Origin of the sequence: Salmonella sp. SA15303 (assembly GCF_029962125.1) — a bacterium.
In the GTDB taxonomy this organism is placed as follows: Bacteria; Pseudomonadota; Gammaproteobacteria; order Enterobacterales; family Enterobacteriaceae; genus Salmonella; species Salmonella enterica.
Map to the genome: position 1 here is coordinate 1,002,253 of NZ_CP123924.1, position 16,862 is coordinate 1,019,114.

Annotated in this window: 19 protein-coding genes; 18 read left to right on the forward strand and 1 reads right to left on the reverse strand. The window is 47.0% G+C overall.

The window, feature by feature from the left end; genetic code table 11:
• The first annotated feature begins 15 nt into the window (after positions 1-15).
• From spaK to sptP, 18 genes are all read left to right on the forward strand, one after another.
• A complete protein-coding gene (gene spaK, locus QEN31_RS04820) occupies positions 16-423 on the forward strand; it encodes an SPI-1 type III secretion system chaperone SpaK (protein ID WP_001164066.1) in 408 nt (135 codons plus the stop codon).
• Entirely contained in the window at positions 420-1,715 is a 1,296-nt protein-coding gene (invC, locus tag QEN31_RS04825) for a SctN family type III secretion system ATPase InvC (protein WP_000856766.1), read from the forward strand. Before spaK ends, invC begins: the two co-directional genes overlap by 4 nt.
• Positions 1,693-2,136 carry an SPI-1 type III secretion system protein SpaM gene (gene spaM, locus QEN31_RS04830; protein ID WP_001520714.1) on the forward strand — a complete coding sequence of 148 codons (444 nt, stop codon included), beginning with the start codon at positions 1,693-1,695 and terminating at the stop codon, positions 2,134-2,136. The genes invC and spaM overlap by 23 nt, the downstream gene beginning before the upstream one ends.
• Positions 2,136-3,146, forward strand: coding sequence for an SPI-1 type III secretion system protein SpaN (spaN, locus tag QEN31_RS04835; RefSeq protein ID WP_000503098.1), 1,011 nt, complete (start codon positions 2,136-2,138; stop codon positions 3,144-3,146). Before spaM ends, spaN begins: the two co-directional genes overlap by 1 nt.
• Positions 3,146-4,057 carry an SPI-1 type III secretion system protein SpaO gene (gene spaO, locus QEN31_RS04840; RefSeq protein ID WP_000058734.1) on the forward strand — a complete coding sequence of 304 codons (912 nt, stop codon included), beginning with the start codon at positions 3,146-3,148 and terminating at the stop codon, positions 4,055-4,057. Before spaN ends, spaO begins: the two co-directional genes overlap by 1 nt.
• Positions 4,047-4,721, forward strand: a complete 675-nt coding sequence (gene spaP / locus QEN31_RS04845; protein WP_000526016.1) for an SPI-1 type III secretion system export apparatus protein SpaP — start codon at positions 4,047-4,049, stop codon at positions 4,719-4,721. Before spaO ends, spaP begins: the two co-directional genes overlap by 11 nt.
• A gap of 25 nt (positions 4,722-4,746) precedes the next feature.
• Complete coding sequence (spaQ, locus tag QEN31_RS04850) at positions 4,747-5,007, forward strand: SPI-1 type III secretion system export apparatus protein SpaQ (protein WP_000342503.1); 261 nt, start codon at positions 4,747-4,749, stop codon at positions 5,005-5,007.
• Positions 5,008-5,010: 3 nt separating this feature from the next.
• Entirely contained in the window at positions 5,011-5,802 is a 792-nt protein-coding gene (spaR, locus tag QEN31_RS04855) for an SPI-1 type III secretion system export apparatus protein SpaR (RefSeq protein WP_099949617.1), read from the forward strand.
• Positions 5,789-6,859, forward strand: a complete 1,071-nt coding sequence (spaS, locus tag QEN31_RS04860; RefSeq protein ID WP_000097719.1) for an SPI-1 type III secretion system export apparatus protein SpaS — start codon at positions 5,789-5,791, stop codon at positions 6,857-6,859. Before spaR ends, spaS begins: the two co-directional genes overlap by 14 nt.
• 137 nt (positions 6,860-6,996) lie before the next feature.
• Positions 6,997-7,494: a SycD/LcrH family type III secretion system chaperone SicA gene (gene sicA / locus QEN31_RS04865; protein ID WP_000386309.1), complete on the forward strand. Its 498-nt coding sequence runs from the start codon at positions 6,997-6,999 to the stop codon at positions 7,492-7,494.
• A gap of 2 nt (positions 7,495-7,496) precedes the next feature.
• Positions 7,497-9,278: an SPI-1 type III secretion system needle tip complex protein SipB gene (gene sipB, locus QEN31_RS04870; protein WP_000245788.1), complete on the forward strand. Its 1,782-nt coding sequence runs from the start codon at positions 7,497-7,499 to the stop codon at positions 9,276-9,278.
• 27 nt (positions 9,279-9,305) lie between these two features.
• Complete coding sequence (sipC, locus tag QEN31_RS04875; RefSeq protein ID WP_000909019.1) at positions 9,306-10,535, forward strand: SPI-1 type III secretion system needle tip complex protein SipC; 1,230 nt, start codon at positions 9,306-9,308, stop codon at positions 10,533-10,535.
• A 70-nt stretch (positions 10,536-10,605) separates the two neighbouring features.
• Entirely contained in the window at positions 10,606-11,637 is a 1,032-nt protein-coding gene (gene sipD / locus QEN31_RS04880) for an SPI-1 type III secretion system needle tip complex protein SipD (RefSeq protein WP_000932246.1), read from the forward strand.
• A gap of 18 nt (positions 11,638-11,655) precedes the next feature.
• Positions 11,656-13,713 carry an SPI-1 type III secretion system effector SipA gene (sipA, locus tag QEN31_RS04885; RefSeq protein ID WP_000258811.1) on the forward strand — a complete coding sequence of 686 codons (2,058 nt, stop codon included), beginning with the start codon at positions 11,656-11,658 and terminating at the stop codon, positions 13,711-13,713.
• A gap of 18 nt (positions 13,714-13,731) precedes the next feature.
• Positions 13,732-13,980, forward strand: a complete 249-nt coding sequence (locus QEN31_RS04890) for an acyl carrier protein (RefSeq protein ID WP_001055577.1) — start codon at positions 13,732-13,734, stop codon at positions 13,978-13,980.
• A 43-nt stretch (positions 13,981-14,023) separates the two neighbouring features.
• Positions 14,024-14,284, forward strand: coding sequence for a hypothetical protein (locus QEN31_RS04895; protein ID WP_000692254.1), 261 nt, complete (start codon positions 14,024-14,026; stop codon positions 14,282-14,284).
• A 26-nt stretch (positions 14,285-14,310) separates the two neighbouring features.
• A complete protein-coding gene (gene sicP / locus QEN31_RS04900) occupies positions 14,311-14,703 on the forward strand; it encodes a chaperone SicP (RefSeq protein WP_001147852.1) in 393 nt (130 codons plus the stop codon).
• Positions 14,690-16,321, forward strand: a complete 1,632-nt coding sequence (sptP, locus tag QEN31_RS04905) for an SPI-1 type III secretion system effector GTPase-activating protein SptP (protein ID WP_000922300.1) — start codon at positions 14,690-14,692, stop codon at positions 16,319-16,321. The genes sicP and sptP overlap by 14 nt, the downstream gene beginning before the upstream one ends.
• Positions 16,322-16,374: 53 nt before the next feature.
• Here the strand turns inward: sptP and iagB are convergent, their stop codons facing one another.
• Positions 16,375-16,857: an SPI-1 type III secretion system invasion protein IagB gene (gene iagB / locus QEN31_RS04910; RefSeq protein WP_000558928.1), complete on the reverse strand. Its 483-nt coding sequence runs from the start codon at positions 16,855-16,857 to the stop codon at positions 16,375-16,377.
• Positions 16,858-16,862: the final 5 nt, after the last annotated feature.

The window sequence follows — 16,862 nt, forward strand, 5'->3', positions numbered from 1 at the left end:
TTAAGGAAAAGATCTATGCAACATTTGGATATCGCTGAATTAGTTCGTTCCGCACTGGAAGTAAGTGGTTGCGATCCTTCATTAATTGGAGGAATAGATAGCCATTCAACAATTGTTCTGGATTTATTTGCATTGCCAAGTATCTGTATCAGCGTCAAGGACGATGATGTATGGATCTGGGCGCAATTGGGTGCTGACAGCATGGTGGTATTACAACAGCGGGCTTATGAAATCTTAATGACCATAATGGAAGGATGCCATTTTGCCCGCGGCGGGCAATTACTACTGGGGGAGCAGAATGGGGAGCTAACGCTTAAAGCCTTAGTGCATCCGGATTTTTTATCTGACGGTGAAAAGTTCTCTACTGCCTTGAATGGGTTTTACAACTATCTGGAAGTTTTTAGTCGGTCGCTAATGAGATGAAAACACCTCGTTTACTGCAATATCTGGCCTACCCACAAAAAATAACCGGCCCAATTATTGAGGCGGAATTGCGCGATGTGGCCATTGGCGAACTGTGTGAAATACGCCGTGGCTGGCACCAAAAACAGGTTGTTGCACGTGCGCAGGTGGTTGGCTTACAGCGGGAACGCACCGTGCTGAGCCTTATCGGCAATGCCCAGGGGCTGAGCCGCGATGTCGTGCTTTATCCCACTGGACGTGCGTTATCGGCGTGGGTGGGATACTCGGTATTAGGCGCGGTGTTGGATCCGACAGGGAAAATCGTTGAGCGTTTTACCCCTGAAGTGGCGCCGATTAGCGAAGAACGCGTTATTGATGTCGCACCGCCGTCTTACGCTTCACGCGTTGGCGTCCGTGAACCGCTGATTACCGGTGTGCGCGCGATTGACGGGTTATTGACCTGTGGCGTAGGCCAGCGAATGGGCATTTTTGCCTCCGCAGGATGCGGTAAGACCATGCTGATGCATATGCTGATCGAGCAAACGGAGGCGGATGTCTTTGTTATCGGTCTTATCGGTGAACGAGGCCGTGAGGTCACTGAATTCGTGGATATGTTGCGCGCTTCGCATAAGAAAGAAAAATGCGTGCTGGTTTTTGCCACTTCCGATTTCCCCTCGGTCGATCGCTGCAATGCGGCGCAACTGGCGACAACCGTAGCGGAATATTTTCGCGACCAGGGAAAACGGGTCGTGCTTTTTATCGATTCCATGACCCGTTATGCGCGTGCTTTGCGAGACGTGGCACTGGCGTCGGGAGAGCGTCCGGCTCGTCGAGGTTATCCCGCCTCCGTATTCGATAATTTGCCCCGCTTGCTGGAACGCCCAGGGGCGACCAGCGAGGGAAGCATTACTGCCTTTTATACGGTACTGCTGGAAAGCGAGGAAGAGGCGGACCCGATGGCGGATGAAATTCGCTCTATCCTTGACGGTCACCTGTATCTGAGCAGAAAGCTGGCCGGGCAGGGACATTACCCGGCAATCGATGTACTGAAAAGCGTAAGCCGCGTTTTTGGACAAGTCACGACGCCGACACATGCTGAACAGGCATCTGCCGTGCGTAAATTAATGACGCGTTTGGAAGAGCTCCAGCTTTTCATTGACTTGGGAGAATATCGTCCTGGCGAAAATATCGATAACGATCGGGCGATGCAGATGCGGGATAGCCTGAAAGCCTGGTTATGCCAGCCGGTAGCGCAGTATTCATCCTTTGATGACACGTTGAGCGGTATGAATGCATTCGCTGACCAGAATTAAAGTATTGCAGCGGCGCTGTACGGTATTTCATTCACAGTGTGAGTCGATATTACTTCGCTATCAGGATGAGGACCGCGGGCTGCAGGCCGAGGAGGAGGCGATCCTTGAACAAATAGCGGGTCTGAAATTGTTATTAGATACGCTGCGTGCAGAAAACAGACAGCTCAGTCGTGAGGAAATTTATACGTTATTACGTAAGCAGTCTATTGTTCGCCGGCAGATAAAAGATTTAGAACTCCAGATTATACAAATTCAGGAAAAACGGAGCGAGCTGGAAAAGAAAAGGGAAGAGTTTCAGAAAAAAAGTAAATATTGGTTGCGCAAAGAAGGGAACTATCAACGCTGGATAATCCGTCAGAAAAGATTCTATATCCAGCGAGAGATACAGCAGGAAGAGGCCGAGTCAGAGGAGATAATTTAATGGGCGATGTGTCAGCTGTCAGTTCATCCGGGAACATTTTACTGCCGCAGCAGGATGAGGTTGGCGGTTTATCAGAAGCATTAAAAAAAGCGGTGGAAAAACATAAGACAGAATATTCCGGTGATAAAAAAGATCGCGACTATGGCGATGCTTTCGTAATGCATAAAGAAACGGCTTTACCGTTATTACTGGCGGCATGGCGACATGGCGCGCCAGCGAAATCAGAACATCACAATGGCAACGTTTCTGGTCTGCATCATAACGGAAAAAGCGAACTCAGGATTGCTGAAAAACTGTTGAAAGTCACTGCTGAAAAATCTGTCGGTTTGATCTCTGCGGAGGCCAAAGTAGATAAATCCGCAGCGTTGCTATCGTCTAAAAATAGGCCGTTAGAAAGCGTAAGCGGTAAAAAATTATCTGCTGATTTAAAAGCTGTGGAATCCGTTAGTGAAGTAACCGATAACGCCACGGGAATCTCTGACGATAATATCAAGGCATTGCCTGGGGATAATAAAGCCATCGCGGGCGAAGGCGTTCGTAAAGAGGGCGCGCCGCTGGCGCGGGATGTCGCACCTGCCCGAATGGCCGCAGCCAATACCGGTAAGCCTGAAGATAAAGATCATAAAAAGGTTAAAGATGTTTCTCAGCTTCCGCTGCAACCAACCACTATCGCCGATCTTAGCCAATTAACCGGCGGCGATGAAAAAATGCCTTTAGCGGCGCAATCAAAGCCGATGATGACTATTTTTCCCACTGCCGATGGCGTGAAAGGAGAGGATAGCTCGCTGACTTACCGTTTTCAGCGCTGGGGAAATGACTATTCCGTCAATATTCAGGCGCGGCAAGCAGGGGAGTTTTCGTTAATACCGTCAAATACGCAGGTTGAACATCGTTTGCATGATCAATGGCAAAACGGTAATCCCCAGCGCTGGCACCTGACGCGAGACGATCAACAAAATCCGCAGCAGCAACAGCACAGACAGCAATCTGGCGAGGAGGATGACGCCTGATGTCATTGCGTGTGAGACAGATTGATCGTCGCGAATGGCTATTGGCGCAAACCGCGACAGAATGCCAGCGCCATGGCCGGGAAGCGACGCTGGAATATCCGACGCGACAGGGAATGTGGGTTCGGTTGAGCGATGCAGAAAAACGGTGGTCGGCCTGGATTAAACCTGGGGACTGGCTTGAGCATGTCTCTCCCGCTCTGGCTGGGGCGGCGGTTTCTGCTGGCGCTGAGCACCTGGTCGTTCCCTGGCTTGCTGCAACAGAGCGACCGTTTGAGTTGCCCGTGCCGCATTTGTCCTGTCGGCGTTTATGCGTAGAGAACCCCGTACCGGGAAGCGCGCTGCCGGAAGGGAAATTGTTGCACATTATGAGCGATCGGGGCGGCCTGTGGTTTGAGCATCTTCCTGAACTGCCTGCAGTCGGGGGCGGCAGGCCGAAAATGCTGCGTTGGCCGTTGCGCTTTGTAATCGGTAGCAGTGATACGCAGCGTTCGTTGCTGGGCCGAATCGGGATCGGAGATGTACTCCTGATTCGTACTTCCCGTGCGGAAGTTTATTGCTACGCGAAAAAGTTAGGTCATTTCAACCGTGTTGAAGGGGGAATTATTGTGGAAACGTTAGATATTCAACATATCGAAGAAGAAAATAATACAACTGAAACTGCAGAAACTCTGCCTGGCTTGAATCAATTGCCCGTCAAACTGGAATTTGTTTTGTATCGTAAGAACGTTACCCTCGCCGAACTCGAAGCCATGGGGCAGCAACAGCTATTATCACTGCCGACCAATGCTGAACTTAACGTTGAAATTATGGCGAATGGTGTTTTGCTGGGTAATGGCGAACTGGTACAGATGAATGACACCTTAGGCGTTGAGATCCATGAATGGCTGAGCGAGTCTGGTAATGGGGAATGATATCTCATTAATTGCCTTACTGGCATTTTCCACCCTGTTGCCATTTATTATTGCGTCAGGAACCTGTTTCGTTAAATTTTCTATTGTATTTGTCATGGTGCGTAACGCCCTGGGATTACAGCAGATACCTTCAAATATGACGCTTAACGGCGTCGCATTGCTGCTTTCTATGTTTGTTATGTGGCCCATAATGCATGATGCCTACGTCTATTTTGAGGACGAAGATGTCACCTTTAATGATATTTCATCATTAAGTAAACACGTTGATGAAGGTCTGGATGGTTATCGCGATTATCTGATCAAATATTCAGATCGCGAGTTAGTTCAGTTTTTTGAAAACGCGCAACTGAAGCGTCAGTATGGAGAAGAGACCGAGACGGTAAAGCGTGACAAAGATGAAATTGAAAAACCTTCAATATTTGCGTTATTACCTGCTTATGCGCTGAGCGAAATAAAAAGCGCGTTTAAAATTGGTTTTTATCTTTATTTGCCCTTTGTCGTCGTCGACCTGGTGGTATCCAGCGTGCTACTGGCGCTGGGGATGATGATGATGAGTCCGGTGACGATATCTACACCTATTAAGCTGGTGCTTTTTGTCGCGCTTGATGGCTGGACCTTACTGTCTAAGGGATTGATATTACAGTATATGGACATTGCAACATGACATCATTACGAGACGGGATAGTTAAATGGATGATTTAGTGTTTGCAGGTAATAAGGCGCTCTATCTTGTTTTGATCCTGTCAGGGTGGCCGACGATTGTCGCAACGATTATCGGCCTCCTGGTAGGGTTATTCCAGACGGTAACGCAATTACAGGAACAGACGCTGCCTTTTGGCATTAAATTACTTGGCGTGTGTTTATGCTTGTTTTTACTGTCTGGCTGGTATGGCGAAGTTTTACTCTCTTACGGGCGTCAGGTGATATTCCTGGCGTTGGCTAAGGGGTAAAAAATGTTTTACGCGTTGTACTTTGAAATTCATCACCTGGTTGCGTCTGCGGCGCTAGGGTTTGCTCGCGTGGCGCCGATTTTTTTCTTCCTGCCGTTTTTGAATAGCGGGGTATTAAGCGGTGCGCCGAGAAACGCCATTATCATCCTGGTGGCATTGGGAGTATGGCCGCATACATTGAACGAGGCGCCGCCGTTTTTATCGGTGGCGATGATCCCGTTAGTTCTGCAAGAAGCGGCGGTAGGCGTCATGCTGGGCTGTCTGCTGTCATGGCCTTTTTGGGTTATGCATGCACTGGGTTGTATTATCGATAACCAGCGAGGGGCAACGCTAAGTAGTAGTATCGATCCGGCAAACGGTATTGATACCTCGGAAATGGCTAATTTCCTGAATATGTTTGCCGCTGTCGTTTATTTACAAAACGGCGGTCTGGTCACGATGGTTGACGTGTTAAATAAAAGCTATCAGCTATGCGATCCGATGAACGAGTGCACGCCTTCATTACCGCCGCTATTAACGTTTATTAATCAGGTGGCTCAAAACGCCTTGGTTCTGGCCAGTCCGGTGGTATTAGTGCTGTTGCTGTCAGAAGTATTCCTGGGTTTATTGTCGCGCTTTGCTCCGCAAATGAACGCTTTTGCGATTTCACTGACGGTAAAAAGCGGTATTGCCGTTTTAATTATGCTGCTTTATTTCTCTCCGGTACTACCGGACAATGTACTGCGACTCTCTTTCCAGGCCACAGGGTTAAGCAGTTGGTTTTACGAGCGAGGGGCGACGCATGTCCTCGAATAAAACAGAAAAACCGACTAAAAAACGGCTGGAAGACTCCGCTAAAAAAGGCCAGTCATTTAAAAGTAAAGATCTCATTATCGCCTGCCTGACGCTGGGAGGAATTGCCTATCTGGTGTCGTATGGCTCATTTAATGAGTTTATGGGGATAATTAAGATCATTATTGCGGATAATTTTGATCAGAGCATGGCTGACTACAGTTTGGCCGTTTTTGGGATAGGGTTAAAATATCTGATTCCATTTATGCTGCTCTGCTTAGTGTGTTCCGCATTACCGGCGTTATTACAGGCCGGTTTTGTGCTGGCGACAGAAGCATTAAAGCCTAATTTATCGGCGTTAAACCCGGTAGAAGGGGCAAAAAAACTTTTTAGTATGCGCACGGTTAAAGATACGGTCAAAACCCTACTGTATCTCTCATCCTTTGTGGTGGCCGCCATCATTTGCTGGAAGAAATATAAGGTTGAAATCTTTTCTCAGCTAAATGGCAATATTGTAGGTATTGCCGTCATTTGGCGTGAACTTCTCCTCGCATTGGTATTAACTTGCCTTGCTTGCGCATTGATTGTCTTATTATTGGATGCTATTGCGGAATATTTCCTGACCATGAAAGATATGAAAATGGATAAGGAAGAAGTGAAGCGTGAAATGAAGGAGCAGGAAGGGAACCCAGAGGTTAAATCTAAAAGACGTGAAGTTCATATGGAAATTCTGTCTGAACAGGTGAAATCTGATATTGAAAACTCACGCCTGATTGTTGCCAACCCCACGCATATTACGATCGGGATTTATTTTAAACCCGAATTGATGCCGATTCCGATGATCTCGGTGTATGAAACGAATCAGCGCGCACTGGCCGTCCGCGCCTATGCGGAGAAGGTTGGCGTACCTGTGATCGTCGATATCAAACTGGCGCGCAGTCTTTTCAAAACCCATCGCCGTTATGATCTGGTGAGTCTGGAAGAAATTGATGAAGTTTTACGTCTTCTGGTTTGGCTGGAAGAGGTAGAAAACGCGGGCAAAGACGTTATTCAGCCACAAGAAAACGAGGTACGGCATTGAGCCGCGTAAGGCAGTAGCGATGTATTCATTGGGCGTTTTTTGAATGTTCACTAACCACCGTCGGGGTTTAATAACTGCATCAGATAAACGCAGTCGTTAAGTTCTACAAAGTCGGTGACAGATAACAGGAGTAAGTAATGGATTATCAAAATAATGTCAGCGAAGAACGTGTTGCGGAAATGATTTGGGATGCCGTTAGTGAAGGCGCCACGCTAAAAGACGTTCATGGGATCCCTCAAGATATGATGGACGGTTTATATGCTCATGCTTATGAGTTTTATAACCAGGGACGACTGGATGAAGCTGAGACGTTCTTTCGTTTCTTATGCATTTATGATTTTTACAATCCCGATTACACCATGGGACTGGCGGCAGTATGCCAACTGAAAAAACAATTTCAGAAAGCATGTGACCTTTATGCAGTAGCGTTTACGTTACTTAAAAATGATTATCGCCCCGTTTTTTTTACCGGGCAGTGTCAATTATTAATGCGTAAGGCAGCAAAAGCCAGACAGTGTTTTGAACTTGTCAATGAACGTACTGAAGATGAGTCTCTGCGGGCAAAAGCGTTGGTCTATCTGGAGGCGCTAAAAACGGCGGAGACAGAGCAGCACAGTGAACAAGAAAAGGAATAATTATGGTAAATGACGCAAGTAGCATTAGCCGTAGCGGATATACCCAAAATCCGCGCCTCGCTGAGGCGGCTTTTGAAGGCGTTCGTAAGAACACGGACTTTTTAAAAGCGGCGGATAAAGCTTTTAAAGATGTGGTGGCAACGAAAGCGGGCGACCTTAAAGCCGGAACAAAGTCCGGCGAGAGCGCTATTAATACGGTGGGTCTAAAGCCGCCTACGGACGCCGCCCGGGAAAAACTCTCCAGCGAAGGGCAATTGACATTACTGCTTGGCAAGTTAATGACCCTACTGGGCGATGTTTCGCTGTCTCAACTGGAGTCTCGTCTGGCGGTATGGCAGGCGATGATTGAGTCACAAAAAGAGATGGGGATTCAGGTATCGAAAGAATTCCAGACGGCTCTGGGAGAGGCTCAGGAGGCGACGGATCTCTATGAAGCCAGTATCAAAAAGACGGATACCGCCAAGAGTGTTTATGACGCTGCGACCAAAAAACTGACGCAGGCGCAAAATAAATTGCAATCGCTGGACCCGGCTGACCCCGGCTATGCACAAGCTGAAGCCGCGGTAGAACAGGCCGGAAAAGAAGCGACAGAGGCGAAAGAGGCCTTAGATAAGGCCACGGATGCGACGGTTAAAGCAGGCACAGACGCCAAAGCGAAAGCCGAGAAAGCGGATAACATTCTGACCAAATTCCAGGGAACGGCTAATGCCGCCTCTCAGAATCAGGTTTCCCAGGGTGAGCAGGATAATCTGTCAAATGTCGCCCGCCTCACTATGCTCATGGCCATGTTTATTGAGATTGTGGGCAAAAATACGGAAGAAAGCCTGCAAAACGATCTTGCGCTTTTCAACGCCTTGCAGGAAGGGCGTCAGGCGGAGATGGAAAAGAAATCGGCTGAATTCCAGGAAGAGACGCGCAAAGCCGAGGAAACGAACCGCATTATGGGATGTATCGGGAAAGTCCTCGGCGCGCTGCTAACCATTGTCAGCGTTGTGGCCGCTGTTTTTACCGGTGGGGCGAGTCTGGCGCTGGCTGCGGTGGGACTTGCGGTAATGGTGGCCGATGAAATTGTGAAGGCGGCGACGGGAGTGTCGTTTATTCAGCAGGCGCTAAACCCGATTATGGAGCATGTGCTGAAGCCGTTAATGGAGCTGATTGGCAAGGCGATTACCAAAGCGCTGGAAGGATTAGGCGTCGATAAGAAAACGGCAGAGATGGCCGGCAGCATTGTTGGTGCGATTGTCGCCGCTATTGCCATGGTGGCGGTCATTGTGGTGGTCGCAGTTGTCGGGAAAGGCGCGGCGGCGAAACTGGGTAACGCGCTGAGCAAAATGATGGGCGAAACGATTAAGAAGTTGGTGCCTAACGTGCTGAAACAGTTGGCGCAAAACGGCAGCAAACTCTTTACCCAGGGGATGCAACGTATTACTAGCGGTCTGGGTAATGTGGGTAGCAAGATGGGCCTGCAAACGAATGCCTTAAGTAAAGAGCTGGTAGGTAATACCCTAAATAAAGTGGCGTTGGGCATGGAAGTCACGAATACCGCAGCCCAGTCAGCCGGTGGTGTTGCCGAGGGCGTATTTATTAAAAATGCCAGCGAGGCGCTTGCTGATTTTATGCTCGCCCGTTTTGCCATGGATCAGATTCAGCAGTGGCTTAAACAATCCGTAGAAATATTTGGTGAAAACCAGAAGGTAACGGCGGAACTGCAAAAAGCCATGTCTTCTGCGGTACAGCAAAATGCGGATGCTTCGCGTTTTATTCTGCGCCAGAGTCGCGCATAAAAACTGCCAAAATAAAGGGAGAAAAATATGTTAATTAGTAATGTGGGAATAAATCCCGCCGCTTATTTAAATAATCATTCTGTTGAGAATAGTTCACAGACAGCTTCGCAATCCGTTAGCGCTAAAGATATTCTGAATAGTATTGGTATTAGCAGCAGTAAAGTCAGTGACCTGGGGTTGAGTCCTACACTGAGCGCGCCTGCGCCAGGGGTATTAACGCAAACCCCCGGAACGATCACGTCCTTTTTAAAAGCCAGTATTCAAAATACCGACATGAATCAGGATTTGAATGCTCTGGCAAATAATGTCACGACTAAAGCGAATGAGGTTGTGCAAACCCAGTTACGCGAGCAGCAGGCAGAAGTCGGAAAGTTTTTTGATATTAGCGGAATGTCTTCCAGTGCCGTTGCGCTGTTGGCTGCCGCGAATACGTTAATGCTGACGTTGAACCAGGCTGATAGCAAACTGTCTGGTAAGTTGTCATTAGTCAGTTTTGATGCAGCTAAAACGACGGCAAGCTCCATGATGCGCGAAGGGATGAATGCGTTGTCCGGTAGTATTTCCCAGAGCGCGCTTCAGTTGGGGATCACTGGCGTGGGCGCCAAACTGGAATATAAGGGGCTGCAGAATGAAAGAGGCGCGCTTAAACATAATGCCGCGAAGATCGATAAACTGACCACTGAAAGCCACAGTATTAAAAACGTGCTGAACGGGCAGAATAGCGTCAAACTCGGTGCTGAAGGCGTCGATTCTCTGAAATCGTTAAATATGAAGAAAACCGGTACCGATGCGACGAAAAATCTTAATGATGCGACGCTTAAATCTAATGCCGGAACCAGCGCCACGGAAAGTCTGGGTATTAAAGACAGTAATAAACAAATCTCCCCTGAACATCAGGCTATTCTGTCGAAACGTCTTGAGTCTGTCGAATCCGATATTCGTCTTGAGCAGAATACCATGGATATGACCCGAATCGATGCGCGCAAGATGCAGATGACGGGCGATCTGATTATGAAGAACTCGGTCACGGTCGGTGGTATTGCAGGGGCGTCCGGGCAGTACGCCGCTACTCAGGAACGTTCCGAGCAGCAAATTAGCCAGGTGAATAACCGGGTTGCCAGCACCGCATCGGACGAAGCCCGTGAAAGTTCACGTAAATCGACCAGCCTGATTCAGGAAATGCTGAAAACAATGGAGAGCATTAACCAGTCGAAAGCATCCGCACTCGCTGCTATCGCAGGCAATATTCGCGCTTAATCTGAAAGGTCATCTATACGCCATCATGGGTGTGATTTAATCGCGCTCCTGATGGCGAACTGGGGATATTATGCTTAATATTCAAAATTATTCCGCTTCTCCTCATCCGGGGATCGTTGCCGAACGGCCGCAGACTCCCTCGGCGAGCGAGCACGTCGAGACTGCCGTGGTACCGTCTACCACAGAACATCGCGGTACAGATATCATTTCATTATCGCAGGCGGCTACTAAAATCCACCAGGCACAGCAGACGCTGCAGTCAACGCCACCGATCTCTGAAGAGAATAATGACGAGCGCACGCTGGCGCGCCAGCAGTTGACCAGCAGCCTGAATGCGCTGGCGAAGTCCGGCGTGTCATTATCCGCAGAACAAAATGAGAACCTGCGGAGCGCGTTTTCTGCGCCGACGTCGGCCTTATTTAGCGCTTCGCCTATGGCGCAGCCGAGAACAACCATTTCTGATGCTGAGATTTGGGATATGGTTTCCCAAAATATATCGGCGATAGGTGACAGCTATCTGGGCGTTTATGAAAACGTTGTCGCAGTCTATACCGATTTTTATCAGGCCTTCAGTGATATTCTTTCCAAAATGGGAGGCTGGTTATTACCAGGTAAGGACGGTAATACCGTTAAGCTAGATGTTACCTCACTCAAAAATGATTTAAACAGTTTAGTCAATAAATATAATCAAATAAACAGTAATACCGTTTTATTTCCAGCGCAGTCAGGCAGCGGCGTTAAAGTAGCCACTGAAGCGGAAGCGAGACAGTGGCTCAGTGAATTGAATTTACCGAATAGCTGCCTGAAATCTTATGGATCCGGTTATGTCGTCACCGTTGATCTGACGCCATTACAAAAAATGGTTCAGGATATTGATGGTTTAGGCGCGCCGGGAAAAGACTCAAAACTCGAAATGGATAACGCCAAATATCAAGCCTGGCAGTCGGGTTTTAAAGCGCAGGAAGAAAATATGAAAACCACATTACAGACGCTGACGCAAAAATATAGCAATGCCAATTCATTGTACGACAACCTGGTAAAAGTGCTGAGCAGTACGATAAGTAGCAGCCTGGAAACCGCCAAAAGCTTCCTGCAAGGATAACAGAAGAGGATATTAATAATGGTTACAAGTGTAAGGACTCAGCCCCCCGTCATAATGCCAGGTATGCAGACCGAGATCAAAACGCAGGCCACGAATCTTGCGGCGAATCTTTCCGCAGTCAGAGAAAGTGCCACAGCGACGCTGTCAGGGGAAATTAAAGGCCCGCAACTGGAAGATTTTCCCGCGCTGATCAAACAGGCGAGTCTGGATGCATTGTTTAAATGCGGGAAAGACGCTGAGGCGTTAAAAGAAGTTTTTACCAATTCAAATAATGTCGCCGGTAAGAAAGCGATAATGGAGTTTGCCGGGCTCTTTCGTTCAGCGCTCAACGCCACCAGTGATTCTCCTGAGGCGAAGACGCTACTGATGAAGGTGGGGGCAGAGTATACCGCGCAAATCATAAAAGATGGCCTGAAAGAAAAGTCAGCTTTTGGGCCATGGCTGCCAGAAACAAAGAAAGCGGAAGCGAAGCTGGAAAACCTGGAAAAGCAGCTGTTAGATATTATCAAAAATAACACTGGCGGTGAATTAAGTAAATTATCGACGAATCTTGTTATGCAGGAGGTGATGCCCTATATTGCCAGCTGCATTGAACATAACTTTGGCTGTACGTTAGATCCGTTAACCCGCAGCAATCTTACGCACCTTGTTGACAAAGCGGCGGCGAAGGCTGTTGAGGCGCTTGATATGTGCCACCAAAAATTAACGCAAGAGCAGGGTACCAGCGTAGGACGGGAAGCCCGGCACCTTGAAATGCAAACGTTGATACCCCTGCTGCTACGTAATGTTTTTGCACAAATTCCTGCAGATAAACTGCCTGACCCTAAAATTCCGGAGCCTGCGGCTGGACCAGTACCTGATGGTGGGAAAAAAGCAGAACCTACGGGTATTAATATCAATATTAATATTGATAGCAGTAACCATAGCGTGGATAACAGTAAGCATATTAACAATAGCCGAAGCCATGTCGATAATAGCCAGCGCCATATCGATAATAGCAACCATGATAATAGCCGGAAGACGATTGATAATAGCCGAACATTTATTGATAACAGCCAACGCAATGGCGAGTCACACCATTCGACTAACAGCAGCAACGTAAGTCATAGTCATTCGCGTGTGGATTCGACTACGCATCAAACGGAGACGGCACACAGCGCCAGCACAGGGGCAATTGACCATGGCATCGCGGGTAAAATTGACGTCACGGCTCATGCGACGGCAGAGGCTGTGACCAACGCTTCATCCGAAAGTAAAGATGGAAAGGTGGTCACGTCAGAAAAGGGCACTACGGGTGAAACAACCTCTTTTGATGAAGTCGATGGCGTAACCAGCAAGAGCATTATCGGCAAGCCGGTACAGGCCACGGTGCACGGCGTTGATGATAATAAACAGCAAAGCCAGACGGCAGAGATTGTGAATGTGAAGCCGCTTGCCAGTCAACTGGCTGGCGTCGAGAATGTTAAAACCGATACCTTACAATCAGACACGACGGTAATTACAGGTAATAAAGCCGGTACGACCGATAATGATAATAGTCAGACAGATAAGACTGGCCCATTTTCTGGTTTGAAGTTTAAGCAAAATAGTTTCCTCTCAACAGTACCGAGCGTTACGAATATGCATTCAATGCATTTCGACGCCCGTGAGACGTTTTTGGGTGTGATACGTAAAGCCCTGGAGCCAGATACCTCCACACCGTTCCCTGTACGCAGAGCGTTTGACGGCTTGCGTGCGGAAATATTACCCAATGACACGATAAAGAGTGCAGCGTTGAAAGCGCAATGTAGCGATATTGACAAGCACCCAGAATTGAAAGCGAAAATGGAGACTCTCAAAGAGGTCATTACTCATCATCCACAAAAAGAAAAACTGGCTGAGATTGCACTGCAGTTTGCCAGAGAGGCGGGGCTGACCAGGCTAAAAGGGGAAACTGACTATGTGTTAAGTAATGTGCTGGACGGCCTTATCGGAGACGGTAGCTGGCGAGCTGGCCCGGCTTACGAGTCATACCTGAATAAACCTGGCGTGGATCGGGTTATTACTACCGTTGATGGCTTGCACATGCAGCGTTAATTAACCGGGAAAGATGCGATGAATATGGATATTGAAGCAAGAGTCAAAAAAGTGATCACCTCTTGTATTGCCGTTGATGTTGATAGTATCAATGGTCAGACCCATCTGGTTGAGGATCTTTACGCTGACTCATTGGATTTAATTGATATTGTATTTGGTCTTAGTGAGGAGTTTGACATTAGTTGCAATGAAAACGATCTTCCTGATATGATGACCTTTGCGGATATATGCCGTGTTGTTAAAAAAAGTCTTGAGTCCAGGGTGTAGTATTTTTCTCTCGCTTGACAACAATTGAATAAGATTAATTGTTATGAAAATCATCACACATGTAGTACCCGGTTCAGGTATGGCTGCAATATATGATGATATTGCTGACAGTTCGCGTTTTGTTATTAAAGGCAAGTTACGTCATGTTGAAAATGATCCGAAGGAGCTGCTGATATGTGTTCCGATGCGTAGTGAATGGCTATTCTACTGGATTAAAGGAGAGAAATATTGCGCCCGGCGATGGGCGCGAAAAAGTATCAAGACATTGTGTAACCAGATTAAATTTGAAGAAGCAATCTTATAAAAGATATAATTCAAGAGGAAAGTAAATTGCAAGCACACCAGGATATTATCGCTAATATTGGTGAGAAATTGGGTTTACCGCTCACTTTTGACGACAACAATCAGTGCTTATTATTACTCGATAGCGATATTTTTACGTCTATTGAAGCTAAAGATGATATCTGGTTATTGAACGGTATGATTATACCGTTATCGCCTGTTTGTGGCGATTCTATCTGGCGGCAGATTATGGTGATTAATGGTGAACTGGCTGCGAATAATGAAGGTACGTTAGCGTATATTGATGCCGCAGAGACGTTGTTGCTTATACATGCAATTACCGATCTGACAAATACTTACCATATTATATCGCAGCTTGAGTCATTTGTGAATCAGCAGGAAGCGCTCAAAAACATACTGCAGGAATATGCTAAAGTATGAGGAGAGAAAATTGAATAATTTAACGTTGTCTTCGTTTTCAAAAGTTGGTGTGTCGAATGATGCCCGACTTTATATTGCTAAGGAAAATACTGATAAGGCATATGTTGCGCCTGAAAAATTTTCGTCAAAAGTATTAACCTGGCTTGGAAAAATGCCGTTATTTAAAAACACTGAAGTGGTGCAAAAACATACGGAAAATATCAGAGTACAGGACCAAAAGATTTTACAGACATTTCTCCATGCACTAACGGAAAAATATGGGGAAACAGCGGTTAATGACGCACTGTTAATGTCCCGTATAAATATGAACAAACCCCTTACCCAACGTTTAGCAGTGCAGATCACGGAGTGTGTAAAAGCTGCTGACGAAGGGTTTATAAACCTTATTAAGAGCAAGGATAATGTTGGTGTCAGGAATGCCGCTTTAGTCATAAAAGGCGGCGATACAAAAGTGGCAGAAAAAAATAACGATGTTGGAGCAGAAAGTAAGCAACCTTTACTCGATATCGCGCTAAAGGGACTTAAAAGAACATTACCGCAACTGGAACAAATGGATGGAAATAGCCTGCGAGAAAACTTCCAGGAGATGGCTTCAGGTAACGGCCCGCTGCGTTCATTAATGACGAATTTACAGAATTTAAATAAAATTCCAGAGGCTAAACAACTTAATGATTATGTTACAACGTTAACAAATATTCAGGTCGGTGTAGCCCGGTTCTCACAATGGGGAACCTGTGGAGGAGAGGTTGAGAGGTGGGTTGATAAAGCCTCTACTCATGAATTAACCCAGGCTGTAAAAAAAATTCACGTTATTGCTAAAGAACTGAAAAATGTTACAGCTGAACTTGAGAAAATAGAAGCCGGCGCGCCAATGCCACAGACGATGAGCGGACCGACACTGGGCCTGGCACGATTTGCGGTCAGCAGCATTCCAATTAATCAGCAAACCCAGGTGAAACTGAGCGATGGAATGCCTGTGCCAGTGAATACGTTAACTTTTGACGGTAAGCCTGTGGCATTAGCCGGTTCGTACCCAAAAAATACGCCGGATGCGCTGGAAGCGCATATGAAAATGCTTCTTGAAAAAGAATGCTCGTGCCTGGTGGTGTTAACGTCGGAAGATCAGATGCAGGCAAAACAATTACCACCCTATTTCAGAGGGAGCTACACCTTTGGCGAGGTGCATACCAACAGCCAAAAAGTGAGCTCAGCCAGTCAGGGAGAAGCGATAGACCAATACAATATGCAACTGTCCTGCGGGGAAAAGCGGTATACAATCCCGGTATTGCATGTGAAAAATTGGCCAGATCACCAGCCGTTACCGTCTACGGATCAGTTAGAATACCTGGCGGATAGGGTGAAAAATAGTAACCAAAATGGCGCGCCGGGGCGTAGTTCATCAGATAAGCATTTACCGATGATTCATTGTCTGGGCGGAGTGGGAAGAACCGGAACGATGGCGGCGGCCCTTGTACTTAAGGATAATCCTCATAGTAATCTGGAGCAGGTACGTGCAGATTTCCGGGATTCACGGAACAATAGAATGCTGGAAGACGCCTCACAGTTTGTACAACTAAAAGCAATGCAAGCCCAGTTGCTTATGACGACGGCAAGCTGATAAAAACATAGCTTACTTTTAGAACTATCTGAAAGTAAGCTATTTCTGTATAATTATTTGTTTGCCGCGATAGAAAGTCTTTTGTTTTTCTCTTCTGCTGACATTCCTTTTAATTTTCTGTAATTCTCCCAAATTTTTTTAGCATAACGTTTCCTTATATCCGATCGTTTCGGCGACGTCCCGGCATTATAAGCGCCAACGGCCTCCCAGCTATAACCGTAGATTTTCATCATATCTGATAAAATGGAGGCGCCCACAATGACAGAAATGCAGGGGTCCTGTAACAACTGTTTTTCACTAATCCCCATTTTTTTCAGCCTTTTCATATGGAAGCTGTTAATTTGCATCAGGCCAAGATCGGTTGAACCATCTCGGTTATGACCAATGGCGCCAGGTTTCATCGCCGATTCCTGCTGGGCGATAGCGTAAAGTAGTTCGGATTCAATATTGAACATTTTTTCAGCCTGAAGCCAGCAATCAGCCCATGCCGTATTTATGCTAAGCAACCAGATTACGATGATAAAAAAATAATGCATATCTC